The sequence below is a fragment of the Streptococcus castoreus DSM 17536 genome, from assembly GCF_000425025.1.
Lineage (GTDB): Bacteria > Bacillota > Bacilli > Lactobacillales > Streptococcaceae > Streptococcus > Streptococcus castoreus.
On record NZ_AUKZ01000011.1, the window covers coordinates 1 to 24,141 of the forward strand.

Annotated in this window: 21 protein-coding genes and 6 pseudogenes; 15 read left to right on the forward strand and 12 right to left on the reverse strand. The window is 33.9% G+C overall.

Features of this window, described 5'->3' with window-relative positions:
• Positions 1–1,171: 1,171 nt before the first annotated feature.
• The 3 genes from H346_RS0104540 to H346_RS0104550 are packed head-to-tail and all read right to left on the reverse strand — an operon-like array spanning position 1,172 to position 4,399.
• A complete protein-coding gene (locus H346_RS0104540) occupies positions 1,172–1,798 on the reverse strand; it encodes an ATP-binding cassette domain-containing protein (protein WP_027970050.1) in 627 nt (208 codons plus the stop codon).
• A gap of 11 nt (positions 1,799–1,809) precedes the next feature.
• On the reverse strand, positions 1,810–3,162 hold the full coding sequence (locus tag H346_RS0104545) for an ABC transporter permease (protein WP_027970051.1): 1,353 nt from the start codon (positions 3,160–3,162) through the stop codon (positions 1,810–1,812).
• A gap of 10 nt (positions 3,163–3,172) precedes the next feature.
• Positions 3,173–4,399, reverse strand: coding sequence for an ABC transporter permease (locus tag H346_RS0104550; RefSeq protein WP_027970052.1), 1,227 nt, complete (start codon positions 4,397–4,399; stop codon positions 3,173–3,175).
• A gap of 1,040 nt (positions 4,400–5,439) precedes the next feature.
• Here H346_RS0104550 and H346_RS10625 point away from each other — a divergent pair.
• The 7 genes and pseudogenes from H346_RS10625 to H346_RS10470 all read left to right on the forward strand — a co-directional run.
• A pseudogene (locus H346_RS10625) lies at positions 5,440–5,634 on the forward strand (TcpE family conjugal transfer membrane protein); the annotation flags it as partial.
• Positions 5,611–6,654, forward strand: a pseudogene (locus H346_RS10715) (IS3 family transposase). The pseudogenes H346_RS10625 and H346_RS10715, both read left to right, overlap by 24 nt.
• A gap of 129 nt (positions 6,655–6,783) precedes the next feature.
• Complete coding sequence (locus H346_RS0104570; RefSeq protein WP_027970056.1) at positions 6,784–7,056, forward strand: helix-turn-helix domain-containing protein; 273 nt, start codon at positions 6,784–6,786, stop codon at positions 7,054–7,056.
• 54 nt (positions 7,057–7,110) lie between these two features.
• Positions 7,111–8,334, forward strand: a complete 1,224-nt coding sequence (locus tag H346_RS0104575; RefSeq protein ID WP_027970057.1) for a site-specific integrase — start codon at positions 7,111–7,113, stop codon at positions 8,332–8,334.
• Between the two features lie 373 nt (positions 8,335–8,707).
• On the forward strand, positions 8,708–8,995 hold the full coding sequence (gene relB, locus H346_RS0104580) for a type II toxin-antitoxin system RelB/ParD family antitoxin (RefSeq protein WP_000259017.1): 288 nt from the start codon (positions 8,708–8,710) through the stop codon (positions 8,993–8,995).
• Positions 8,985–9,320: a type II toxin-antitoxin system RelE/ParE family toxin gene (locus H346_RS0104585; RefSeq protein WP_027970058.1), complete on the forward strand. Its 336-nt coding sequence runs from the start codon at positions 8,985–8,987 to the stop codon at positions 9,318–9,320. The genes relB and H346_RS0104585 overlap by 11 nt, the downstream gene beginning before the upstream one ends.
• A 130-nt stretch (positions 9,321–9,450) precedes the next feature.
• Complete coding sequence (locus tag H346_RS10470; protein WP_156888851.1) at positions 9,451–9,621, forward strand: hypothetical protein; 171 nt, start codon at positions 9,451–9,453, stop codon at positions 9,619–9,621.
• 4 nt (positions 9,622–9,625) lie between these two features.
• Here H346_RS10470 and H346_RS09680 read toward each other — a convergent pair.
• The 8 genes and pseudogenes from H346_RS09680 to H346_RS0104630 all read right to left on the reverse strand — a co-directional run bounded on the left by H346_RS09680 (position 9,626) and on the right by H346_RS0104630 (position 15,039).
• A pseudogene (locus H346_RS09680) lies at positions 9,626–10,088 on the reverse strand (hypothetical protein).
• A 111-nt stretch (positions 10,089–10,199) separates the two neighbouring features.
• Positions 10,200–11,454: pseudogene (gene mobV, locus H346_RS09685) on the reverse strand (MobV family relaxase).
• A 319-nt stretch (positions 11,455–11,773) separates the two neighbouring features.
• Complete coding sequence (locus H346_RS0104605) at positions 11,774–12,175, reverse strand: hypothetical protein (protein ID WP_027970059.1); 402 nt, start codon at positions 12,173–12,175, stop codon at positions 11,774–11,776.
• A gap of 35 nt (positions 12,176–12,210) precedes the next feature.
• Entirely contained in the window at positions 12,211–13,086 is an 876-nt protein-coding gene (locus tag H346_RS0104610) for a replication initiation protein (protein ID WP_027970060.1), read from the reverse strand.
• A 288-nt stretch (positions 13,087–13,374) separates the two neighbouring features.
• Positions 13,375–14,004: an arsenate reductase family protein gene (locus H346_RS0104615; RefSeq protein WP_027970061.1), complete on the reverse strand. Its 630-nt coding sequence runs from the start codon at positions 14,002–14,004 to the stop codon at positions 13,375–13,377.
• Between the two features lie 3 nt (positions 14,005–14,007).
• A pseudogene (locus tag H346_RS09690) lies at positions 14,008–14,326 on the reverse strand (replication initiator protein A).
• Positions 14,327–14,331: 5 nt separating this feature from the next.
• The gene (locus H346_RS0104625; RefSeq protein WP_027970062.1) at positions 14,332–14,610 is read right to left on the reverse strand and encodes a hypothetical protein; all 279 of its coding nucleotides are present in this window, start codon (positions 14,608–14,610) and stop codon (positions 14,332–14,334) included.
• Positions 14,611–14,742: 132 nt separating this feature from the next.
• Positions 14,743–15,039 carry a hypothetical protein gene (locus tag H346_RS0104630; RefSeq protein WP_027970063.1) on the reverse strand — a complete coding sequence of 99 codons (297 nt, stop codon included), beginning with the start codon at positions 15,037–15,039 and terminating at the stop codon, positions 14,743–14,745.
• Positions 15,040–15,192: 153 nt separating this feature from the next.
• On the opposite strand from H346_RS0104630, the gene H346_RS0104635 reads away from it, so the two are divergent.
• The 4 genes and pseudogenes from H346_RS0104635 (at position 15,193) to H346_RS0104650 (ending at position 17,910) form a co-directional block, all read left to right on the forward strand.
• The gene (locus tag H346_RS0104635; protein ID WP_027970064.1) at positions 15,193–15,669 is read left to right on the forward strand and encodes a helix-turn-helix transcriptional regulator; all 477 of its coding nucleotides are present in this window, start codon (positions 15,193–15,195) and stop codon (positions 15,667–15,669) included.
• A gap of 64 nt (positions 15,670–15,733) precedes the next feature.
• Positions 15,734–16,888, forward strand: a pseudogene (locus H346_RS09695) (tyrosine-type recombinase/integrase).
• A 399-nt stretch (positions 16,889–17,287) separates the two neighbouring features.
• Positions 17,288–17,509: an AbrB/MazE/SpoVT family DNA-binding domain-containing protein gene (locus H346_RS0104645; RefSeq protein ID WP_027970065.1), complete on the forward strand. Its 222-nt coding sequence runs from the start codon at positions 17,288–17,290 to the stop codon at positions 17,507–17,509.
• Positions 17,506–17,910, forward strand: a complete 405-nt coding sequence (locus H346_RS0104650) for a type II toxin-antitoxin system death-on-curing family toxin (protein ID WP_027970066.1) — start codon at positions 17,506–17,508, stop codon at positions 17,908–17,910. Before H346_RS0104645 ends, H346_RS0104650 begins: the two co-directional genes overlap by 4 nt.
• Positions 17,911–18,488: 578 nt before the next feature.
• Here H346_RS0104650 and H346_RS0104660 read toward each other — a convergent pair.
• The gene (locus tag H346_RS0104660) at positions 18,489–19,358 is read right to left on the reverse strand and encodes a helix-turn-helix domain-containing protein (protein WP_027970067.1); all 870 of its coding nucleotides are present in this window, start codon (positions 19,356–19,358) and stop codon (positions 18,489–18,491) included.
• Between the two features lie 188 nt (positions 19,359–19,546).
• Here H346_RS0104660 and H346_RS09700 point away from each other — a divergent pair, with 188 nt between their 5' ends.
• The 4 genes from H346_RS09700 to H346_RS0104680 are packed head-to-tail and all read left to right on the forward strand — an operon-like array spanning position 19,547 to position 23,896.
• Entirely contained in the window at positions 19,547–20,728 is a 1,182-nt protein-coding gene (locus H346_RS09700; protein ID WP_051188353.1) for a radical SAM protein, read from the forward strand.
• Positions 20,721–22,559, forward strand: coding sequence for an MFS transporter (locus H346_RS0104670; protein ID WP_027970068.1), 1,839 nt, complete (start codon positions 20,721–20,723; stop codon positions 22,557–22,559). The genes H346_RS09700 and H346_RS0104670 overlap by 8 nt, the downstream gene beginning before the upstream one ends.
• A complete protein-coding gene (locus H346_RS10720; RefSeq protein WP_027970069.1) occupies positions 22,537–23,100 on the forward strand; it encodes a hypothetical protein in 564 nt (187 codons plus the stop codon). The genes H346_RS0104670 and H346_RS10720 overlap by 23 nt, the downstream gene beginning before the upstream one ends.
• A complete protein-coding gene (locus H346_RS0104680) occupies positions 23,090–23,896 on the forward strand; it encodes a hypothetical protein (protein WP_027970070.1) in 807 nt (268 codons plus the stop codon). The genes H346_RS10720 and H346_RS0104680 overlap by 11 nt, the downstream gene beginning before the upstream one ends.
• Positions 23,897–24,141: the final 245 nt, after the last annotated feature.

Here is a 24,141-nt window from a genome sequence, read left to right on the forward strand (position 1 = left end):
AACACTAAGTTTGGTGATAATCCAGTATTCTTTGGTTAGGTGGTTTGACCTAGATAAAACTGGGGTGAGCAAGGTCAACCTTCAAGTCGTTTGGTTCACTGCGTCCTCGGGGATCATGTGATACTCAAATCACCATACTACCCCAGAAGGAGCATATCAATAAAATCTTCCATTTCTTTTCAATCTCGGCTAACTGGCAACAAAACACCAAGAATAAAATCGTGACCCGGAGATAGCGAATTTACAAAGGCTGACGGTGGTCTAATTTATCACAATGAATAGCAAGAAAAATAATAAAATCAATCAAAGTATTCACCTCATTTCTAGTTTGCCTCTTTGGTCGATCTTGTCACTATAAAACTCGTTTTTCAAAATAAAGTTTCCTTAACACAAGGGTTGAGAGACTGGAGTCTTTTGAATAAAGTGTGTCAAAACAATAACACAATCTTTGTAAAAATCATAGATTATGGTTCCACTTTCAAGGGGTAGCATATCTGAATGTTGAAGTTGCTCACGATAAGGTCATAATTCTAAAAGTGGGCGACCTATCTCTAAAACAACCTCTTTTCCAACTTTGATCGTTCTTTAGTCTCCACAAGACTCTGAGTTATTATTTTGGGACTGGTTAATAGAGTTCCATCCATGTCAAAGGAAATTAAGTGGTATAATACTCTCCTCCTGGCATTGTGACAGATGCCCTAATTGGCATTATTAAATATTCTGCAAAGTATTTTCCACAGTTTCTTGAATGCTAGATTGATGTTTCGTAAAAAAAGTGGTCATGCCATAATATAGTAGCAAAACCACTTAACCTGTGTGATAAATACTTAGTTCCTGATGTAAAAAATCCAAGTCAGTAAAGGCAGTTTTTATTTCCCACTCCTTTGGTCTTTCTCAAATTAAATCATCTGGATCGGGTCCTTAGAATAGCTTTGGAGCATCCCTACTTCAAGTGCTTTGATGAAAATCATTGCCATCATTTCTATTCTTCAAAGACATTTAGTAAACCCATTGTACGTTTGTAGCTAATAGTTGCCTATCATTCACGATGTATTCGCGACTTTTTGTATAGACAATTCCATTCATCCTGACTCTTTAAAAGAGCAGTTATTGGCATATCCCTAATCACTTGGAACTGAGATCCCCTTACATTGTTAGGAGTTTTCTAAAACTAGCAATTTGTTAGGCTATCACTTGATAAATTCAGTGAAACATCGGCAAGTTTCGAGATTTCTCTGCTATGCGTTACCATGATGACACATTTCTTTTTCTTGTGCGCATATTCCTTAAGTAGGCTAGTTACTTCATTTGCAATGTCAAAATCTAAATTTCCAGTAGGTTCATCTAAAAGAATTGTTGGCGTATTGGAGACTAATGCTCTGGCGATAGCTACTCGTTGCTGTTGCCCACCTGACAACTTGAGAATGTTTCGTGAAAGCAGTTCTTCTTCCAATCCTAATTCCAACAGAAGTGCTTTATCTGCCTTTGGATTGACTAGTTGAATATTTTCAAGCGGGGTTAAATAATCTAATAAATTATAGTTTTGAAAGACCAAAGAGATATTCTGTTTTCGATGATTAGCATAGCCTACTTCTCTAATATCTTGATGTTTAAATAACACCTGACCATCTGTAGGCGTATCTAACCCTGCCATTAATGATAATAATGTCGTTTTTCCTGAGCCAGACTTTCCTAAGATCGTGTAAAACTTTCCTGCTTCAAACTCATAATTAATATTATTCAAAGTATTACTTTGATTACCTTTGTAGCAATAACTCACATTTTTTAATTCTAACATTGATTTACCTCTTATGACATTCTCGATAATATTTCTTTCGGCTTGTATCTAAAAACGACTAAACTGGAACCTAAAATTGAAAGTAAGATAATACCACTTCCTATAGCAGATACTGTTAACATTTCCTTACTTGTTATTGTGACATCTATTTTCTTGATGGTTTGCATTAGCATATCTGTTTCTGGGTCTGCACCGTAGTTCATCCCACCCATTTCTTTTGCCACACCTGCCCTAGCAGATCGTGAAGCTTGATACACCATCATATCTCCAACCTTTTGTCCAAGGACATTTCCACTGACAAATGCTAGTGAGAAAGCTAGGACAGCTACAACCATAACCTCTATAGTGTACTGTAGAACAATATTAATCTTTGATTTTCCTAGTGCTAGCAAGATTCCAATTTCATGTGACCTGTCTCCAACCCAAGAAAATAATGTTAACATCAGCAACACAACAGAGGTGACAATAATTCCACTGATTAAGTGTTTTGAAAATTCATTTAAGATGTCTATACTTTTTTCATAAGTTCGAAGTGAGTTGTCTTTTGAAGTGAGTTCATACTTAGACCAATCAATTTTTTGCTTTTCAACCAAAGCTTTTAGGGGTTCTACCTGGGCACCTCTTTTTAGTTGGAATGTAGACTGCGCATAGTAGGCTTGTCCTTCCTTATAACCATATAAATCCTTTAGTAATTGCTCATCACCAAGAACGGAATTTTCCAACATTTCATAAGGATAATTTGCTTTTGTCGCTGTTCGTCCTTTAAAAATTCCTATTATTGTGGTATTAATCGGTTTTTTATTCTGAGGATTTCTGAGGGGATCTCCTACCATAGGTAATGTATCTCCTACTTTTAATTTGTTTAGTTTTGCAAAATCCTCATGAACCATAACAGCATGCTTGTCTTTTGGGGTTATATGTCGTCCCTTAGATAAACGAACCATACCGACCACAAATTTTGTATCCATCTCTGAATAATTGCTACTGCTGACAGTTACGATATTTTCCTTATACTCCTCTTCGCTAGTGCCTTTTCTAACAATCCCATGATTCGGTAAATTGGCAAACGCAGTCATCAAGTTACTAACTTTCTCAATTGATGAGTGTTTGGCTATTTCTTTTATGATCCCTTCTGGTATTTCCCCCGATCCGTATCCATCACCAATAAGTTGGGTATAATTATTTGAAATTTGCAACGTGTAAGAAGACCTATCTGAAAAGCTATGCTTTGCACTCAATCCAGCTTTTCTAATTGAAATACCAACTAATAAACCAGTCACTACTACCCACAGTGTTAAAAACAGTATGACTGATTTGGTCTTTTTTCTTGTAACGTAGAGTAAGGCTCTTTTAAATATATTCATTAATCAACTCCTAAGTCATCATCGTGAGTATTTGTTTTGGTTTTAACCGAACGATTGAGTAGGCTGAAACAATAACCGCTATAATACAAATCATCGTTCCCATTAAATACAATGAAAAGACATCTTGTAGCCCAACCGTAATAGTAATATCCTTGAATCTTTCCGCATAGATGGCACTTTCTTGAAATGTTGACGAAACGACGCCACCATTTATCTGCGCCATTAACGTTTTAAATAGCTGTTGCCCAACCAATGTTCCAAAAACAATAGAAATGCCAAAAGAAACCGAGCTGACGAGTACAACTTCTATTAAATAATGTCCGATTATTTCCAATTTGCTTTTGCCAACAGAAAGCAAAATTCCGGTCTCTCGCACCCTGTTAGCAATCCAACGTTTTAGGATGACTACTAAGATAGTTGTGGCAAATATCGCTACGATAATTATGATTTTACTGACTAGATAATACAGTGTCACGATATTTTTATAAGTTTCTCCATGAAAATCGACTGCCGTTTTAACACTTAATTTAGACCAGTCTAACCTCCATTGTTTTATTGACTCTATGACAGAATTAACTAGCTTAGACTCTTTAACAGTCAATACAATTGTAGAATAGCCTTGCTTTCCATTTAAAGAATTAATCACATTTTCATTAGTGATAATGGTGTTTTCAATGGTACTTTTTTGAATGGCAGTAGCCTTCCCAGACTGCTTAAATAAGCCTATAATTTCCAATTTGCGACCTTTAACAGTAAGATAACTTCCAATTTTTAACTGATTTAGCTTGGCAAATGATTCGTGAACTAATATTTTATTCACATCGTCATTTTTTAGCCCTCGACCGCTAGCTAATAATAATTGTTTTTCATTGAAAGATTTTATACGTGTACTATCACTATAAGCTACAATGGTCAAAGAAGGATCATTCGTTTCCACTTCCTTATGTTTCACATACTTAACATCTGCTTTTTCCTTAATTTCTCTACTGGCATCAACAGTTTCGGTAATTTTTGCCGTTTTTATTGCGTTAAATGCCTCTTTAGGCCAGATACCACCATCTTTGCTTATTAAATAAATCGTCTTTTCTTGCTTGGATATGACTTTTTTTTCTAAAGAACTCTTAATCCCCATAAGGCTAATTAAGGCAGTTCCTAACAATAACATAACAAGACTTAAAATAATTGTTTTGCTTTTCTTTCTTTTTAAATAAATCCAACTGAGATCAAATAAATTCACTGTTGCATCCTTTCCATTTATCTAAATATAGTAAGTGTGTGGCAATCGTCTAGAAAATAGTAACAAATAAAACTAAATTTTACCTTAAAAAATTATTGCATTTTATTGCCACCAAAACGTTATCACTAATCATTTTTTAAAATTCCTCCCTTTAATCTAATAACAGCCACATCATAAAGTCATCAAAAATAAACCACTAACTTGAGAAAAGGCAATACCTGTCCCTTTACAAGAATATCAAATTGTCATTAAACTGCCTTAATCTCTTATGAAAATCAACTAACATTAAGAATGAGCGGAGACAGCAGCCTGTCAAATGATTTATCAACTCTAAAATGTTAGATAAGCCCTAAACGATGAAGAACGCAAACGCATAAACTTGAGAGGACTGGTCATTTTCATTATTTTTTAAATAGAATGGCACACTAAAGGTATAAAATCCCCTGTCCGATAACACCAAATTTATGACTATTAACACATGACAATGACCGACTGGCAAATCACAACACCTTAGAAATAATGACTAATTAGATTATAACAGGACAAGTCAATTTTTAATAGCTATACTAAAGACATTTTCAGATTGACTGGCTTTTTTACACATTATAAACAAAAGCCTGTTTCTAATTAAAGCAAAAAGCAACAGTTTTAATGCCATTGCTTTTTATCTTGTAGAGATAGTCTGAATAAAATATAATTGTCTAAAATATTAGAAAAGCTATCTCGTGTACGTTCGCTATAGCACAAATCAAACAATCTTGCCACTAGAAATTGATTCCTGTTTGGCACAAGACCATATTATCTTTACTAGTTAATGAATTTGAAGAGGACTATTTTGCTGCATTTTATCACATTTTGACCATTGTCTGATCATCCCAAAATACTCCTATCTGCCCTCTTATTTGCCTATTTTCAAGGTGTCTTTTCAAGACAAAACCGAGAAACTCATGATTAAAAATATAGCCAGATACTATCTAACTGGTCAAATTTGTTGTTTTTTATCGTACCATCAGTCATTTTCGTGTGACTAATAGTACTGACTCTACTGGTATATCCCTTATAAACTCGCCAAATTTTATACAGAATATGAACCACAAGGAAAGAAAATGCACGTTTTCTTATGGGATTATATCTGTTATATCATTGACTTTCGTCTCAATCGTAAAGCGATTTATCATGAAGATAGAATGAAAATGATGGATGAAGAAGAAATAGTCTTTGAAAAAACAGATTTATATATGAAGCGAAGCGAGATTATCAAAGAGTATGACTTGACCCCGTCTAGCTTTGACAAGTGGGTTAAACAAGCAAGAACAACTGGTTCCTTCAAAACGATTGATAATCTGACAGATGAGCAGCGTGAGTTGATGGAACTTAGAAAACGCAACAAAGAGCTTGAAATGCAGGTTGATATCCTAAAGCAAGCGGCGGTGATTATGGCACGAAAAGGGAAATAATCACCGCTAACAAGGACAAATACAGCATTTCGGCCATGTGTAGATGTTTAAATATTCCGCGTTCCAGCTATTACTACAAGGCTGTAGTGCCAGTATCTGAGACACAACTTGAAGCAATGGTGAAACGTATTTTCGTTGAGAGTAAGTCCAGATACGGCGCCAGGAAAATCAAGAAATGTCTAGAAGCTGAAGGTTTGACACTATCTCGCCGTCGGATTCGTCGCATCATGAAGAGATTGAATTTGGTTTCTGTTTACCAGAAGGCTGCCTTCAAACCGTATGCTAAAGGGAAGAATGAAGCACCTATTCCAAATCTCTTAGCCAGACAATTTAAGCAAAAAAAGCCACTTGAAGCGATTGTAACGGACTTGACTTATGTCCGTTACAATCGCTGGGCTTATGTTTGTTTGATTCTTGACCTCTTTAATCGTGAAATCATTGGCCTATCCCTTGGTTGGCACAAGACTGCCGACCAAGGGATAGGCCATTCAAAGCATTCCTTATGCTCTGACCAAAGTCAAGCTCTTCCATTCTGATCGTGGTAAGGAGTTTGATAATGCCTTGATTGATGAGATGTTAGAAGCCTTTGGCATCACACGTTCGCTGAGTCAAGCGGGTTGTCCTTATGACAATGCGGTAGCTGAGAGTACCTATCGTTCCTTTAAGCTTGAGTTTATCAACCAAGAAACCTTCCACTCTCTGGAAGAATTAACCCTTAAAACCAAGGATTATGTCCACTGGTGGAATCACCATCGCATCTACGGCAGTCTCAATTACCAAACACCAATGACTAGGTGAGTCATTGCTTAATAAAAACACTTTATAAATTTTATACAGAAAAGTGTTGCCTTTTCAATCTCAAGAAAGAGATAAAAAATAAATTTGTGTAGTTATTAACTACAACATTATTATACGAGGAGGAAAACTATGCAAGTTATTTTACCAAAAGAGCAGACTAAAGAAATTCAACTTTTTATAGCAAATCTTATTAAAGATGAGATTGAACCCGTTAAAGAAGATTCAGGAAAAATTAGTCCTTTTTTAAATAAAAAGCAAACCTGTCAGTATCTGGGAATTTCAAATAATACGCTGGATATCTGGATAAGGAAGGGAATGCCGTATATTCGGATTGGAAAAACAATTCAATTTGACAAAGATAGTATCCGTAGGTGGATGATACAACTGGAAAATCACTTTTGATTTCATTATAATAAAGTCATGGTAATTTTCTAGCTCAGTAAAAAGGAGATTACTATGACAATTACAAAAACAGCAAATGGTTCTTATCGTTTAAAACTCTATGTCCCGACAGAAGTTAGGTCATCTCTAGGGATTTCAGGAAATTACTACGATAGGCGGTTTAAAACAAAGAAGGAGGCTAAAGAAGCCGAATTACAGATTTTAATAGATATTAACACTATCCAAAAAGGAGGTGCATTACCACATCAAGCAATCAATGGAGATATTCTCTTTAAAGATTTTTATCATAATGTCTGGTGGGAAGCTTATAAAGCAGGTCAAACAACTTCAACAAATAAGCCACCCGCTCTCCCAACAATTGACAATACGGAAACCATCTTTAGGTTACATATATTGCCAATGTTTGGAAATTATTCCGTTAAATTTTTAAATCAGAATAAAATGGTTGTTTTAAATTTGATGACTGCCAAGGCTAATGAATACGCAAATTTTAAGGTCATACATAGTTATATTAATTCAATTTTTGACTGGGCAGAGGAATTAGAATATATTGAAATGAACCGTTTATCTAAAACAATCAGTCGTATTAAGTCTACTAAGAAAATCAAATTACAAGAAGCCAAACGAGATGAGGATTTGTACCTTACTTTAAGTGAGTTACAGGAATGGTTTGAAGCATTTCGAGAAGACCTAGAAAACAAAAGATTGTCGCTTAAAGACTATGTTTTATTTTTTACAACCTTTATCTTGAATGATCGTAAATCCGCAAGCTATGCTCTACAGTGGAAACACATTCTTTTTGAAACATCTGAAATTAGTTTGATTCAAGCTTTGGATAAATATAAGAATCCCAAATCTACTAAGGGTGAAAAGAAAACAATTTTTGGTATTCCACAAGAATTGTCTATTCTCTTACATCAATGGAAGGGTCAACAAAAGGTGGAATTAGCAAAATTTGGTATCATTCAAACTCTTGAACAATATGTGTTTACTTATATTGATACCAAGGGCAATGTGAATAGCCCTCTGCATGCAGATTACCTTAATAACAAAATGAAATCTGTAGAACGTCGTTATAAAAACCTTAGACATTCCACTCCTCACATGTTAAGACATACTGGTGCCACCTTAGCTAAACAAGCTGGTATGTCCTTAGAATCCATTTCAGAAGCTTTAACACATAGTGATTTGAGCACAACAAAGATTTATGTTAACACTTCAAATGTTGTTCCACTTAGTGCTGGCGAAGCTACTTACAAAGAACTCAAAAACAAATAAGGTAAAAATGAGGTGAATTTTGAGGTGAGTTTTTCAAAAAGTGCACAAAAAACACCCAATGAGGTAAACATTGAGTGTTTGTAATCGTTGTTGTAAAACCCTTCTTAACGTTTTGAGAACTGACTAGTTTTGGTTCACTTGATTATTTAAAACCAAATCCCTTTAAAATCAACGTTTCTAAAATGAAAAATCACTAAAAATCTTATTTATAGACAAATATTTAAACCTAAACGGTATCAAAAAGGTATCAATTTTCTGTAGTTTCGGAGCTTATAAAATAAACGAAAGCTATCTCAATCAGTTGGGATTTTTTTATTGACTTTTTTTATGTATATGAGATAATTAAGAAAATTACATAAAGGAGTTACATAACATGGTTACAGTAGAAAAAAACAGAGCTGTCACATTCCAAGCTAACAAAGAACTAGTAAGCGAAGCAATGACAGTATTAAACAAGAAAAATTTAACCTTATCATCTGCTTTAAGATTATTCCTACAAAATGTCGTTGTCACAAATGAGGTTGACTTATTGACGGAAGAGGAGCTAGAGAAAGAAAAACTTTTCAAGCAATTTCAAGCTGAAATCAGCAAAAATATTGAGGATGTTCGTCAAGGGAAGTTTTATACCTCTGAAGAAGTGAGGGCTGAACTTGGACTATAAGAAATATCAGATTATCTATGCTCCTGATGTTTTAGAGAAGCTAAAAGAAATTCGTGATTATATTTCTCAAAACTATTCCTCAACATCAGGTCAGCGTAAAATGGAGCAAATCATTAATGACATAGAAAAACTTGAAGTTTTCCCAGAAGTTGGTTTTGATGCCGATGAAAAATATGGCTCAAAAATCAGCAATTATCACAGTACTAGAGGTTACACCTTAAGTAAAGATTATATTGTCCTATACCATATCGAGGAGGAAGAGAATAGGGTTGTTATTGATTACTTGCTTCCTACTCGAAGCGACTATATGAAATTGTTTAAATAGCAATCGAAAAGCATTAGCAGACTGCTAAGGTTTTTTGGAGATTACAAATTACCTAGGAGCAAAATTAGTTCGGGCTGTTTAGTAGATATTCCACAAGGCAGAGCCGACCCTGTATTGACAAACAATACCTTTGAGAAAACTGTTACCAGTCAATCAACTATCTCCTAAAGTAAAAGCTGAGAACCCCGTCGGGGATTTACCTGAGAAAACTCAGGAGACAACACCTCTACCTAATACCTTTGAAAAGCATTTTTTGAATGAATTGTCACCAATTCAAACTCAGTCTCAGCCTGTTTTCTAAACTATCACTTTTTATTATCTTTTGCAAGTCTTTTATATATATTTATGCGTTCAATAGGCAACATGGTATCTATGTCTGTGATAGATGGTGTAACGTGTGTCAGGATTGGAAATATCAGCAATAAACTTTCTATATCCCTCAACAAAATCTCTTTTGTCAGTCGGCAAAATATCTATTATCATCTTTGTTCTATCCTCTGGGTGGAGGTCATATCCAAATCTGATATTGTAACTGACCAACTCATTCTTTATACGATAAAGCTGTAAGTTATTATCATAAAATTCATTGAATTCTGGTACTGCAAACAACGATTTATCAATTTGTAGATTATCCGGTGCATCAGTATGCGAATACGTCCAAGAAAGTAAAAACAAGAGGTTTTCACCTGTATATACAGGCTCCAGTCCACCCATGTCTCTTTTTGATAGGTTATAGTCAAAATAATAAGCGATTTTTTTATCTGTCATTTTAGTTTCTCCTTGTATTTTAAAATTTATTCCATGGTTCTCTTGACAACAAGAAACCTGGTCTTTTTTAGCCTAGCTTGTTATCAAGAGACTTTCACGGCATAAAAGTGGCTAACTATTATCAACCATCTTCTTAACTTGTCTGATTGCTGTTTTAGCTAACCCAACAGGATTTATGGTGTTTATGATTGACAGTGTTTCTTTATAAACCTGTTTAGGCATAAAATCTTTAGCTTTTTCTTTCCAAACAGAAAGTCTTTCATTCAGAATTTTCACTTGTTCATCAAGCTTTTTCACTTTGTCCTTTAATTTTCTGTTTTCTTGACTTAGTTTGATATTTTCATCAGCCGTCTTACGGTGATTGAGTAGTTCTCTAGAAATGTGGTTGTTCTGCGACTGGGCTTTAACCAAGTCTCTTTTCAACTCAGCACTACTAGATGCATGTTTCGAAGCAGTTTGAAATAGTCTATTATAGGTTTCCTTATCCATCTTCAATTTGCCATCAAAGGGTTGTTTTACCAAATCTTCTTTTTGAATTCTATCAAGTTGTAATAGTTCAATGTCTTTTATGTCTTCAATACTTTCAGCTAGTGGCTGTTTCTCTAATTCATACTGCTTCAAATCGCCAACAGCATCCCATTCTTTCGCTTCTAATTCTTTAAGCCTACTTTCTTTGTCAGCTATTATATCGTTAACATTAGAAATCTTATCATCAAGTGCTTTCAATTCTTCGTTTTTATCAGCTAGTTTTTATCAGCATTGTTCAATAAGCGTTCTTTTTCTTTATATTCAGCAGTTTCCAAATGTTTTTTCTTACTACCTATTTCACCACGTTGTAGGGTAAAACCATGTTCATTAAGGTATTTGGGAAGTTCATCTTGAATTGCTACAAGTTTCTCTTTATTTCCAAGCAGTGCTTTTGAACTTAACTTACCATTTTTCATAGGCACGATACCTAAATGCATATGCGGAGTACTTTCATCAAGATGAACTCTAGCGTAAGCAATATTAGTATCACCATATTTTTCAGCAAAATAATCTTTGGCTGTTTCAAAAAAAAAACTCTAGTCTGTTTCTCATCTAACGACTCAAAAAACGTTTTATCTGAAGTAATAATCCATTCGTTACAGAGTATAGCATCTTTACGGATTCCGCGAGTAGATAGGCGATTTTCATCAATATGCTCCTTTATTTGTTTGTGATAATTTTGTGAGCGGTCACGATTTGTCAATTCATAATTAAGGTGAGATTTCTCAACGTCAATTTCTTTGTTTGAGTGATTTTTAAAAACACGTTCATTATAATTATAAATAGCAGTCAACTGACCTGACTTATACTTAGCCATTCTAGCAACAACGTAACTCATTTTTCAGTTTTCCTTTCTCGGCTCAAAAGGTCGCCGAGATGGTGGAGGTCATTGCCACCATGAATAAGCAACCTATTATCTGGATTTCTTCTTAAGAGATCTGCAGCACTTCCATGTAAAGTGTAATAACGCACTACACTTTACTCCGTAAATGTGCGTTCTCCGACGGGTCTTGCAGACAGCTCTTCGCTCCGAACACAGGAACGACTTCGAACCACCTCTCGAGCCACAAGAGGAGTTTCGATTATACTCGCCTATGCGAGTAGGGCACTTCATCAGTGCCCCAAATCGGACGCTTCGCATTGTCCGACAATTGCCATCAGAAGATGGCGAACCCCATAGCAATAATAAAGCCTATCAATACTAATCCTAGAGCAATCATAAAATACAATCTCTGTCTTTCTAGACTATCAGCATAAGCAGACCATGCTTCTATATTTCTTTGGTAACTAGCTCTATGGGCTTTCAACAACTTTAATTTCTGATTTAATTTGCCCATACTTGCTCTAGCTTCCTCTAATTCTTTTTCCAGTTTAATGACATCATCTTCAAAATGATAATCTTTAAGTATCTTAATGCCTATCAAATCAAGATTTTCAACCTTTTGGTTGTCTCGGTATAAATGACCTTTCAACCTGTCTCTATCTTTTGGAGAACGTATCCGTTTATAGATAGACTGACTACTCACTCCCTGACTATCAGCATAATCTTTTATTCTCATTTTTGACCTCGTAACTTCTTGATAATACTGAATTTTCAACAAAAGGGTTGAAAGCTATTTTTGTCTATCCTACCCCCATAATAAGCAAGCTGATTTTCTAGTCTTGGTCGCTCATGTTTCAGCAAGCCTTTCAGCAAACCTAAATAATCAGTACCTGACGTTTGATAGGTTTCTAAAATCTTTTTGTATTTTGCTCTTGTGTTTCTGTGTAGCCGCTTCCAGATATTTTTATCTCGTGTAAGAGTTACAAGATAAATCTGAGTTTCAACAGGTAAGCCTTCAAATTTGAATGGTTTAAAAACAACAGTATTGATAACGTCGAATATTTCCTCGACTGAACGACTTCTTAACTGAAATTCCAAGCGCCACCAGTTCTGAAACTGACTAGCAAATTCCTTGTCTTTGTCAGTTCCATTTTCCAGTTGCTCTTTTTTCTTGTTATACAGCCTAACCTGTTTTTCTGAACGAGAAGCGCCTAGGTACTTTGTTTCTAGCTTTCCAGTATCTGAGCGAAATTCTTTGGTCACAGTGGGGCGTCCCTTTTTCTCTAGCACAAACTCACTACAATCAACCTCAAACAAATCAAAAGCTAAATCGACACGAGATATTGAAATATCTTCAAGATATGGTATAATAGTGTCTATAATTTCAGTATCTACTGAACGGAGTTTATTGGGATTGAACTCCAGTCGGAAAGGGCGAGCGTTAAAGGCTTGTCCTTTTATTTTGTCATATTCCATGTGGAGCACAACTTGACCTCCATCCTTTGTACAGGCTCTGAACATATCAGTCATAGCAGTTTGAATAGTGATAGCTGTATGACTCTCAACTAGTTTCTTTAAGTTAAGGAGCTTTCGTGTCTTGATATAAGCTGTCATTGTAATGTTATCCAAGCTAACTTTTATATCCAAAAAGAACTCCTTTCTTTGATGGTCGCCTATCGGCGCCGATTTTTTTGACTACGCAAAGGCTTACGTAAAATGACATTCTCGGGGGAGCAACCCCGAGCCGACTTCGTCGGACCATTTTCATTTTGCTCCAGCCAAACTTGCCAAAAAACGGGTGTAGTAAATGCACATAGCGGCTGTTAGGGCGCCCTGTTATAAATTTTTCGCAACCCCTAAAAATCCGACTCCCAAAATATATTTTCACAAAATTTTCACATCTGTTTTCATAAATGTTTTTGACTAGAAATTTTGTCAATCCAACACAGATTTTTTGAAAAAGTCTTCTCGGTCAACCAAAAATAACTTGAGGATTTTTTCGATAATGTCATCAGGCGGGACCTGTTTATTTTTCTTGTAGCTAAAGAAACGGTCTTTAGCTTTTTTGTTTTCTCCTAAATCATCAGACACGTCAGCAAACAACAACTCATTCAATTCGAACCAACGTAGCTCTGATTGCTTACGGAACAATTCAAAGTTTTTCCAGAATAGACGTCCCTCATCTAACTGCTCCATCTTCCTCATCAGCTGAATTCTTTCAATTTTCCGATATTCTTTTAGCAAGAGTACCATCACATAGTCAGGGGACATGTTCGAATAAATAACCTCATCTGTCACAACAATGGGAAGCTTCAGGGTGCTATTGACATCTTTTAAAATCTTTCGAACAAATTGACTAAGGGTAATTTGTGTATTCAGCTTGTATTTCAACATCTTAGTGCTTAGTAATTCAAATATATCGGTCGACCTGAATAGCCATTCCATCAGTGTTTTAGCATCTATATCTTTACTTGAGAATGCTTGATAGTCAATCTGATAGCTATCCAATCGCGACTGAATAGCTTGGTTAAGTGTTGTATCTTTTCCAAAATAAATCTTTATCATTGCTTATACCTCGTTGATATAGGTTTTGTAAGGCAAAGAGTAGCCATAAAAAACGTCTACCCTTTCTCGTTCAATCAAATTAACTTCTTCCAATCGTCGCATAATCTCTACCATTGCGCTTCTACTGCAAGAAAACATTTTAGCTAATTCAGTCAGTTTAAAATTTAGATAGATACTCCCATCAACATCTATCCAACCTTTTTCAAGTGCTTCTATCTTTCAAAACAGAATAGACCAAAATATCTTTAGCAGATAGACTACTGTAAAACTCGTCTTGCAATAAAACTTTGGGAATTAAGTAGTTTTCGTTATCATAGTCCATAGCTCTTACCTCTCAAATTGTTGTAGCCATTGAGCGACTTTGTGCTTATCATACAAGGTCACACCATCAATCACCATGTGGGGCATGCCTTCCTTCTGCCATTTGACAATGGTTGTCGTTGAGACATCCAGCCAACGGCACAAGCCAGCCATACGAACCATAGGCTTATAAAGTTCCTTATCCTCAAGGGCTTTTTCTATTGCCTTTTGGAGCATGTTATCATAACGGGCGAGTAACTTCTTTTCAGTTACTTTTGGAAGTTGAATTGTAAATCCTTCTGTCATCTGCGGGTTCTCCTTTTGGTTAAAATCGTTTTTAAACTGTTTTCACTACCTATTTTCTGGGAATGGCTCAATCTAAAATAGTTCCATAGGGTAAAAATATACCTGTCTAGTATTTCAGACAGAGAGACACTCCTATTTTTCAAGGCTGGTTCTTGCCTGTTTCATACGTTCAGCAAGTTCTTGACATTGTTCTTCTGTCATTTTGCGTTTTTTCTTAGGAAATACGTTGATTGAAAAATCCTCACCAATCTTCATAATGGCATTGAGCCAAATCATTCTGCCTTCTTCCTCAGCGTTCAACACTTCATAGGCTTCAGGAAGTTTTAGCACTTTTTGAATGTGTGGAGAATAATTTGTTTCAATCGTCCATTGTTTATCCAGTGCATCAAATCGGACAAATGTCTCTTGTTCTTCTAGTGTGTAAGCCATAACTGACCCCTTTCTTTATTTTATAAACTCCGAAAAAGTTATTTTGTAACTATTTTTTAAAATTAAAAAATAACTTACGTCAAGAAAAAGTTAAATTTTGATTATTTGTGATATAATGCTTTATATAAAACAATAAAAGTCAGGGGGGTAATAATGTACAATAGACTAAAAGAACTACGAAAAGACAAAGGGTTAACTCAGGCTGATCTAGCTAAAGTCATCAATACTAATCAATCTCAATATGGAAAATATGAAAACGGAAAAACTAGTCTTAGCATAGAAAATTCTAAAATATTAGCTGATTTTTTCGGTGTATCTATCCCTTACTTACTAGGATTTGATAACAATTCAAAAATAGCAAATTCAACAAACAAAGATACAAATTTATTAAGTTTTTTTGAACAAGTCAAAAAGGATATGGGACAAGATTATTTTACTACTCTTGAAACTCTTGAAAAAGTTAGCAAAAAAACTCTTTTCAACTCTCCCATACGTGACAGACTTGAGGAAATTAAGCAAGAAAAAATCAAGCTTAACCAGAAAATTGATGAGCTTGAAGCAGAAGCTAAAAATCTTCGAAAAACTCTTGATAAAGAAGTAAAAGAGAGATTAGAACTTTTAAAAAAATAATAGACAACGTCATTTCTTTATTTTATAAGCTTCGAAACCTTAAAAAAATAAAAGAGAAATGACAATGTCCATTCACAAATACCCAAGTAAAAAAGCCAAAAATGGCTATTTGTATTTAGTCAAGGTCTATATGACTAGAGACGGTCAACGTGCAGACCATATCAAACGTGGCTTTCGTACTCGAAAGGAAGCCAAAGACTACGAAGCTAGACTCATTTATCTTAAAGTTTCAGGAAAGTTGGAAGAGTTCATCAAGCCAACTCATAAAACTTATAACGAGATATTCGAGAAATGGTATCAAGCCTATCAAGATACGGTAGAACCGACAACGGCTTCACGTACTCTTGATATGTTTAGACTTCACATTCTGCCAGTCATGGGAGAACTCCCCATCAACAGCATCTCTCCCCTAGACTGCCAAAACTTCATCACAGATAAGGCAAAGACTTTTAAGAATATCAAGCAAGTCAAGTCATACACTGGGAAGGTCTTTGATTTTGCGCTTAAGATGAAATTGCTTAAGCATAACCCCATGGCAGAAATTATCATGCCAAAGCGGAAAAAGACACGGATAGAAAACTATTGGACGGTTCAGGAATTACAAGAATTCCTAGCCATTGTCCTTCAGGAAGAGCCTTACAAACACTATGCTTTATTCAGACTACTAGCCTACAGTGGCTTAAGGAAAGGCGAGCTATACGCTCTTAAATAGGCTGATATAGGCTTTCAGAGTGAGACACTAAGCGTTAATAAGAGCCTAGGACGATTAGACGGTCATACAATCGAAAAAGGCACTAAAAATGATTTCTCCGTAAGAAAGATTAAGCTAGATAGCGAAACTATTTCTATTCTGCAAGAATGGAAAGCAAACTGCCAAAAAGAAAAGGCTCAACTAGCAGTTGCACCTCTTTCTATCGAGCAAGATTTTATTTTTACTTACTGCACACGGTCAGGCTCAATAGAGCCACTGCATGCAGACTATATCAACAATGTACTTTCAAGGATTATTCGAAAACATGGCTTAAGAAAAATCAGTCCTCACGATTTTAGACATACTCATGCTACCTTGATGATTGAAATTGGAGTTGACCCAGTCAACACAGCCAAAAGACTAGGTCATGCAAGTAGTCAAATGACTTTAGACACCTATAGCCATTCAACAACTAACGGAGAAGATAAGTCCATCAAGCAATTTGCGGACTATCTTAAAGCTAAATAACAGTCAAAAAAGATATAGAAGTTTTTCCAACACGGTATCAAAAAAGGTATCAAAAGCAAAAAACGACAAAAAAGCACCTTGTAAGAGACTTGCAAAATGCTTGTAATCGTTGATGTAAAGCCGTTCTTAACGTTTTGAGAATTGACTTGCTTTACGTGCTTTCTTAAGACCTGGGTTTTTGTCTCATTTATCATTCTTTGATAAATGTCAGTAATACCAAGCACCTATTAGACACTTTATTCGTTTCTCATCACTTATAACCTATTATTTCAGACCAAGGGTTATCAAAAGGTTATCAAAAATGAGTTTTCGGAGCTTATGTAATTGAGAAAAACAAATGTATTTACTTTACTTTTTTGTAAGTTCATTTTATAATGTATATACAAAAGGAGTAGAGTCATGAATGTTATCTTAAGAAAAACAGGAAATAGTACAGTCATTACAATTCCACATCAAATTAAAGAGACCCTTGGAGCAGAAATCGGAGAAGAAATCGAATTCGTTACTTCAGGAAACAATGTCATCATTCGCAAAGCTGAGCCAAAATTTAATTTTGATAAAGAACTAGAAAAAGCCATGAACCAATACGATGAACTTTTGAAAGAATTGGTGGATAAATGAGGTATCTGACCGCTGCAGATATTATCAAAATCAATGTTATGGTTATTGGCAAATATTCTCCAAAGGAACCCGTTGGAATAGCTGACCCTAATAGCTTGCAGATGATTGTTGAACAGCCAAAACAGGAGATTTTCGGCAAAGTTCTCTATCCAGATATTTACAGTAAGGCTGCTATTATTTGGATTAACTTGATTAAGAAACACCCTTTTTATAATGCTAATAAACGGACTGCTGTTCTTGCCTTACATATGTTTCTGGCAATGAATGGCTACCAATCTAGTCTTTCCTTACATGATGGACTTGAAAAAACAGTTGAAATTGCAACGTTTCAAGGAGATTTTGATGAATTGAAAACAACCATTATCCATTTCCTCAAGCAAGATGGAAATGTAACAAAATGACGATAAAAAGTGGTTATCAACCTTTAGTTGACAACCACTTTTTGTATTTCTATATTCTATTGTATTTTCCCTTATTTACAATCGTGATTTAAACCTACAGATAACGACTACTTTATTGGACTTTAGCGTTCCTAGCCACCTAATCTGCTAAATACGTATTAGTATCACATTTCTGTTCATAATGCCATGATTTCACTTTCTTTCCTCTCCCCAATACCTCACAATAAACCGGATCGGGAGTTGCTATTTAGTTCACCAGTAGCGGATCCCCTAGGGGATATTGACTATATTTTCAACATGCCCGTCGTACTAAAAAAGACAAACAGGTTATTGAACCAATTTGTCTCTTCAATCAAATACTACCAATATTTTGTACGGACTGCAGTATTTCGACTAAAAGATAGCATTTATTTCTTGCTATCTTTTTTCAATTGTTTTGGTGATACAAAACAAGTTGTTCTATTGCTTGACACCTTACGAATAATAGGTTTTGCCATAACAATTCTCCTTTCCTAATAAATATGGATATTCTACCATCTTTTTCCAAATTACTATAAAAATGTATCATATTCACAACATCAAGATTCTAGAGTCATTATTTCATCTTTTAACCGCAAATAAAGATTCTCACAATCAATAAAATCTAAAAACTTGGCACACTGTTTCATAATATTTAGCGCTTCTTTATTGCCATTACTATAACTATAATAAGCTTTATTATATTTCAAAAGAAGTTTTTCATACATATCAGTGTCTGAAATATTTAATTTATCTAAATATGTAATATACCTTATTGCAATATCATTTCTTTCATGAGAAATTGAAAGATTAATAACATTTAAAAGCATTTGGTGTATTTTTCTTCTATTGTTTGAATTGCTGTAATACAGCTGTGTTCGCTTTAACATCTCCGAAGAAAAGGTATCCAAAGTTTCAATAGATAAAACCCCAGCGGCATTTGTGAATATCCATAACTCATACCTTCCCCACTCCTCAACCGAAAACAAATATTCCATAAGATATGTTATTTCATGCTCTGTCACTGCTGTGTCACTATTACAGTAAGCCATTATAGCTTTAATAACAATACAATTTAATGTATACGTTTGTAGTTCTAAAGGATCCGATGCTTCATCCATAAGCTTTTGACTACAGGCTAACATCTTATTTAATTTTACTATATTCTTAGACACATAGGCTTCAGATAATTCCTGCGATAAACGAACATCGTCTATTTGATGATAAATATTATAAAGGTACTGAAACTCTTCAAGAGAAACATTCATTCTTTGTAAGGAATTCAAAAATGCATCTACTGTTAAATGAGATTCATTTCTCTCAAACCTTGAAAGCTGCCCCGCAGAAATACATTTACCAGCAACTTGTCTGAGTGAAACTTGCTTTGAATTTCTTATTAATTTAAAAACTTTTCCTGTTAAATTTTTCATATGTTGTATATCCGTTACAAATATATATATATATACGTGTCTCATAGTATATAATAATACAAAATAAAAATCAAACAAGGGGAAAATTTAAAATGAAAAATAATTTTTTATCAAAATTTCTTATCGTCTTAGCAAATATTTTAATCATTATCACTATGTAGTTATTAGGGGGTTGGAGGTTAGCAATAATGTTTATATTTAAGTTTGAAACCAGAGAAATAACGGACTTAGAAACTTTAGAAATCTATGAGGTAGACCAAGACTCTGCAAAAATTTTACACTCTTATTTAGAGGGGAACTTACCTGAATCAGAAAATGAGTCTCTACAAATTATTAAAAAGGCTTTGGAAGATAATTTTATCCATCTAAATGATCTACAATTATGGACGGAGGATACATTTAGACTAAATACACCTATAGTTCATATCATTCAAAATTGCAATAGTCCATGTACAATTTGTGATTGTTGGAAAACCAGAGAAAGGAATATTCGTACCGCAGTAGAACTTTATCCATCATTCAAAAAAATGTCGGAATATGGTGCAAGTTCCATAATGGTATCTGGAGGTGAACCTACACTAAATCCTGAACTAGAGCAAATTATTGATGACATTCATTCCCTAGGTATGGGGGTAGAATTAAATACTAACGGCACCCTCTTATCTCGCAACAAATATTTATATAAAAAAAATATAGAGGCATTAATTATCTCTATCGATGGTTTCTCTCCTGAAGAATATAAACAAATTCGAGGTATTAATAAATTCGAAACTGTTTGTAATAATATTATTGAATTCAAAAAGTATTCACCAGAAACTATCGTTGGAATCCGTGTTACTTTAACAAAGTATACATTAAATCAATTAGATAAGTTAATTGATTTATGTAAAAAGTTAAATATTGATAGTGTCGGGTTCAATCCTATTGATGTTACCTCATCTAGCTTTTCTAGAAATATGAATTTCAAGCGTTCTATGCTATTAAGAAACAGACTATTCCCTGATTTAGATTATCTTAATGATTTTATTGCTTCCTTAGAAAACACTGAATCGGATAACTATAAAATTATTGAGGAAGCTAGCTCAAAATCATTATTTTCTTGGAACGTTTCACAGTTTAAAAAATGTGCAAACTACTATAAAGGAATATTAACATCCGAAGAAACTCTCAATTCATCCGAGCCTTGTAATTTCCCGAATTATTCACTGGTAGTTGACTACGATCAAACCATTAAACCTTGCTTCTATGCGCCCGCATTTTCAAATTTAAAAGACTTTCCAAATGACACATGGGACTTAACAAAAATAAAGGAACATCTCCGTAATACTGGAATATGTAAAGGATGTAGGGGGAAAGTTTTCTGTGGATAAAAAAATATTTCAATTATCTTATATTTTAAGAAGCACTGCTATATCTATGCTTATTTTACCTATTTGGTGGGTAGATATACAAAAAATACCATTACAACCCTATCTAACAATTGCAGCTCTAGTGCCTATAATATCTCTAATTTTAGATATTCCATTTTCAGTTATAGCAGACAAATTTGGATTGAAAATATCATATTTTATTGGTTTGATTATCTTCTCTGTTTCATTTTTAACTCCTCTATTGCTCTCTGGTATAGCATCTTATATTGTTTTTACTATACTGTCAGTATTAGCAGATAGCCTGATAAATGGTGTCGAGATTGCAATTATTAAAAGCATCTCAGGTAGCAACTTTTCCGAATATTACTCAAAATTATCTCAATCATTCTACTTGTTTACAATACCTCTCTTCTTTATAAGTGTAATAGCTTACCAATTTAATACTTTACTTCCATTGATTATTCAATGTATCACCATCTTTCTATCAGCAATAAATTTATTACGAATTAAAATTATGGATGATTCAATACCAGAGGTTCAAATACATGAGGGCTGGTCTTTGAAAACAACCCCAAAATACTTTATTATTCTCTGCTCAATTATTCTTATTTATTCTGTTTTTGATGGCGCCGTACAATTTCAAAACAGAAGCATTCAGTTACTTTTATCCGATAATTTACTTATACTATCATGTTTATTCGCCTGTGGGAATGTAATATCATCAGTGGGGTTGGGAAAACGAGTCTATAATTTCATTAACGATCGTACAACATCTTTCAAAATTTCCTTAATTACTCTCATCTTCGTTTTATCATTAATTTTACTTTCCTTAAATAAATTAGTTTCTATCATCATAGGATACATAGGCATATCTTTAATAAAAGGAATTTATAGACCAATTATGAGCGAACTTTATAGTAATCTTCAGCCTAAGCAAAAATGGAAAGCTAGCTGGTTTAGCTTCCTTTCAGTAGGTAGTGGCATCATTTTGATAGCAATAAATTTCTTTTTTACACAAATCAGTAATCAATTACAATTATTAGAGCTTTTATGGGCATTACTAATTTTGGGAACTGGAATGATATTTTATGTAGTTATTTGGAAAAATGAAAGACTTGAACTTAGCTATCACGACTCAAGCTCACTTTCAAATAAAACAACTACATTAATAATTGATTTAATTAGGTCAAAATTAAATATACGACAATCGTATCCCATACAATATTCCTCATATAATAATGTTTCGGAAATAAAAGAGATACAGGAAACAACCACACTACCAGTTGTAAAAATTATAGATACTGATGATCATTCATTAACTTATCAGTATTTCTCTGGGATAAAGTTAGAAAATTTAGATTCTGATAAACAACATGCTACAATAATTAATATTGTTGAACTACTTAAAACTAGAGAGATAGAAGAAACCACCACTCAATATCCTTGTAGTTGTATTACATTAAGCCATGAAGACTTACATCCAGGAAATATCTTAGTATCAAACAAACAATATAAAGTAATTGATTGGGACTTCTCAGGAATGGGTTATAAAATAACCGATGAAATCTCTCTTTTATTCCATCCCAAACTTCATCTAACACTTAATGAAAGATTTAAATATCTCACTGATATCGCCCAATATCATTCGGATATTTGTCCAATCAAATTAAGTGTAGACAAAAATACTAAATTTGTAGAAACATATTTACATAATAAAATTAAAGAAATTTCTAATTGGAATTCCACTTCAAAATACGCCAAAGAACTAAAAGACGAATACCTAACTTTATTAATGGAGGTTAAAAAATTTGGCAATACCATTGATAATTAGCACTTACTGTAGTGCAGGATGTAATCATTGTCCATTTAATAAAGCAGGTACTAAAATTAAAAATCCTGAAATAAATGATAAAGAAATCTATATCATTACGGGTGGAGAGCCTCTGGAAGATCTTACACATTTAAGAAACGTCATAAAGCAGCTCCAATCAAAGAATGCATATTTTAGATTAGCAACAGGAGGACACATTAGAATAGCCTCGATTCATAATATACTATCAAATACATCTAACTATTTGGGTATAAACATTGGAACAGATATCCTACTAAGAAACGACTCTACTGATTTACAAAAAATTTGGTTAGAAAATTGGGGACTTTATGGGAAACTATCGAATACATGGTTAACAATAACATTATCTTATGATATTGAACTACCCACAATAGAAAAATTAATAACTGAGACTAAGCCTCGTAAAGTTTTACTCAACGAAATAGAGGACGGATTTAAAGACTATATCAAATATTTTCATCTATTAAAAACGAAATTCCCCTTAATAATATTTATTGAAGGTTATAGAAATGAAACTTAAAACAAATACTTTAAATATTCCAAGTGGTTTTGGCAGTGCAAGCGGAACAATATTCCATAAACAAATCTTTTTTATTGATTTTGATGATAAACTCCCCTACTCATTTTGGGAAATAACATATAGTCCCTCCAGGGGAACTGATTCCGGTAAATTAGAAAAAAGTTTATTAAAATATATGGCAAGCATGCATACCTCCGATCCTATTATTATAAATCATATTTCTTGGAGAAATTTTTTAATTTCAAAAAGTAATGTTATTAAAAAGAAAATTCGTCTTTCGGGTATTGAGTTCGATTTAACAAAGCAAACTACTTTTATTCCAAAAGTTGATTTTTTAAGAATAAAAGCTTATAAGAATGTTCCAAAATGGATTTTTAGCTTGGTTACCATGCCTCAAATACTTATTATTGATTACAATAATTCTAGTGATCTTGGTAATTTAAGTAAAGACTTGGCACAAATTCAAAGTACATTTCCTGATATTAAAGTTTATTTAGAACAACCTTTTGAAAGCTTTGAAAACTGCAGAAATAGACCTGAATTTGAAAAATGTCACCTAATATTTGATGGTTATAACTACATAAATAAGATCAAAAATAATTATATTAACAAGGGTGATATTTTTAACTTCAAAATTGGTCGCAATACTGTAAAGGAATATGAGTATTTGATAAAAAATAATTATAATATTATTTTTGGCAATGTCACCTCTTCAAAAATCGGTCAAGAAATTTGTAATAAGTTGTCTGATAGATTTGCCAATGTTGAATTAAATTGTATTGAGATAAAAAATTAGCTTAACTCCAAAGAAGATTTTTAGATAAGGGGTTTGGGGATTTTCCCCAAAATAGAAATCAAACAGCATCATAAATGTGTCAGTCTGACCATTACTGATGTTTGATTTTGACGACAGTGAGTATACACTGTCTGAGTTCGCAAAGTCCTTTTGACATTTTATAAACATTGCCGTACTTGATACGGTGCCGTACATTGTCTGTACAAGGAGTTTTCACGACTACATGATAAAAAACGCTGACCACC

Coding starts and splice junctions, on each gene's coding strand:
- H346_RS0104540 (WP_027970050.1), bottom strand. CDS start 1,798: ATGTTAGAATTAAAAAATGTGAGTTATTGCTACAAAGGTAATCAAAGT.
- H346_RS0104545 (WP_027970051.1), bottom strand. CDS start 3,162: ATGAATATATTTAAAAGAGCCTTACTCTACGTTACAAGAAAAAAGACC.
- H346_RS0104570 (WP_027970056.1), top strand. CDS start 6,784: ATGCAAGTTATTTTACCAAAAGAGCAGACTAAAGAAATTCAACTTTTT.
- H346_RS0104575 (WP_027970057.1), top strand. CDS start 7,111: ATGACAATTACAAAAACAGCAAATGGTTCTTATCGTTTAAAACTCTAT.
- relB (WP_000259017.1), top strand. CDS start 8,708: ATGGTTACAGTAGAAAAAAACAGAGCTGTCACATTCCAAGCTAACAAA.
- H346_RS0104605 (WP_027970059.1), bottom strand. CDS start 12,175: ATGAGAATAAAAGATTATGCTGATAGTCAGGGAGTGAGTAGTCAGTCT.
- H346_RS0104615 (WP_027970061.1), bottom strand. CDS start 14,004: ATGATAAAGATTTATTTTGGAAAAGATACAACACTTAACCAAGCTATT.
- H346_RS0104625 (WP_027970062.1), bottom strand. CDS start 14,610: ATGACAGAAGGATTTACAATTCAACTTCCAAAAGTAACTGAAAAGAAG.
- H346_RS0104630 (WP_027970063.1), bottom strand. CDS start 15,039: ATGGCTTACACACTAGAAGAACAAGAGACATTTGTCCGATTTGATGCA.
- H346_RS0104635 (WP_027970064.1), top strand. CDS start 15,193: ATGTACAATAGACTAAAAGAACTACGAAAAGACAAAGGGTTAACTCAG.
- H346_RS0104645 (WP_027970065.1), top strand. CDS start 17,288: ATGAATGTTATCTTAAGAAAAACAGGAAATAGTACAGTCATTACAATT.
- H346_RS0104650 (WP_027970066.1), top strand. CDS start 17,506: ATGAGGTATCTGACCGCTGCAGATATTATCAAAATCAATGTTATGGTT.
- H346_RS0104660 (WP_027970067.1), bottom strand. CDS start 19,358: ATGAAAAATTTAACAGGAAAAGTTTTTAAATTAATAAGAAATTCAAAG.
- H346_RS09700 (WP_051188353.1), top strand. CDS start 19,547: ATGTTTATATTTAAGTTTGAAACCAGAGAAATAACGGACTTAGAAACT.
- H346_RS0104680 (WP_027970070.1), top strand. CDS start 23,090: ATGAAACTTAAAACAAATACTTTAAATATTCCAAGTGGTTTTGGCAGT.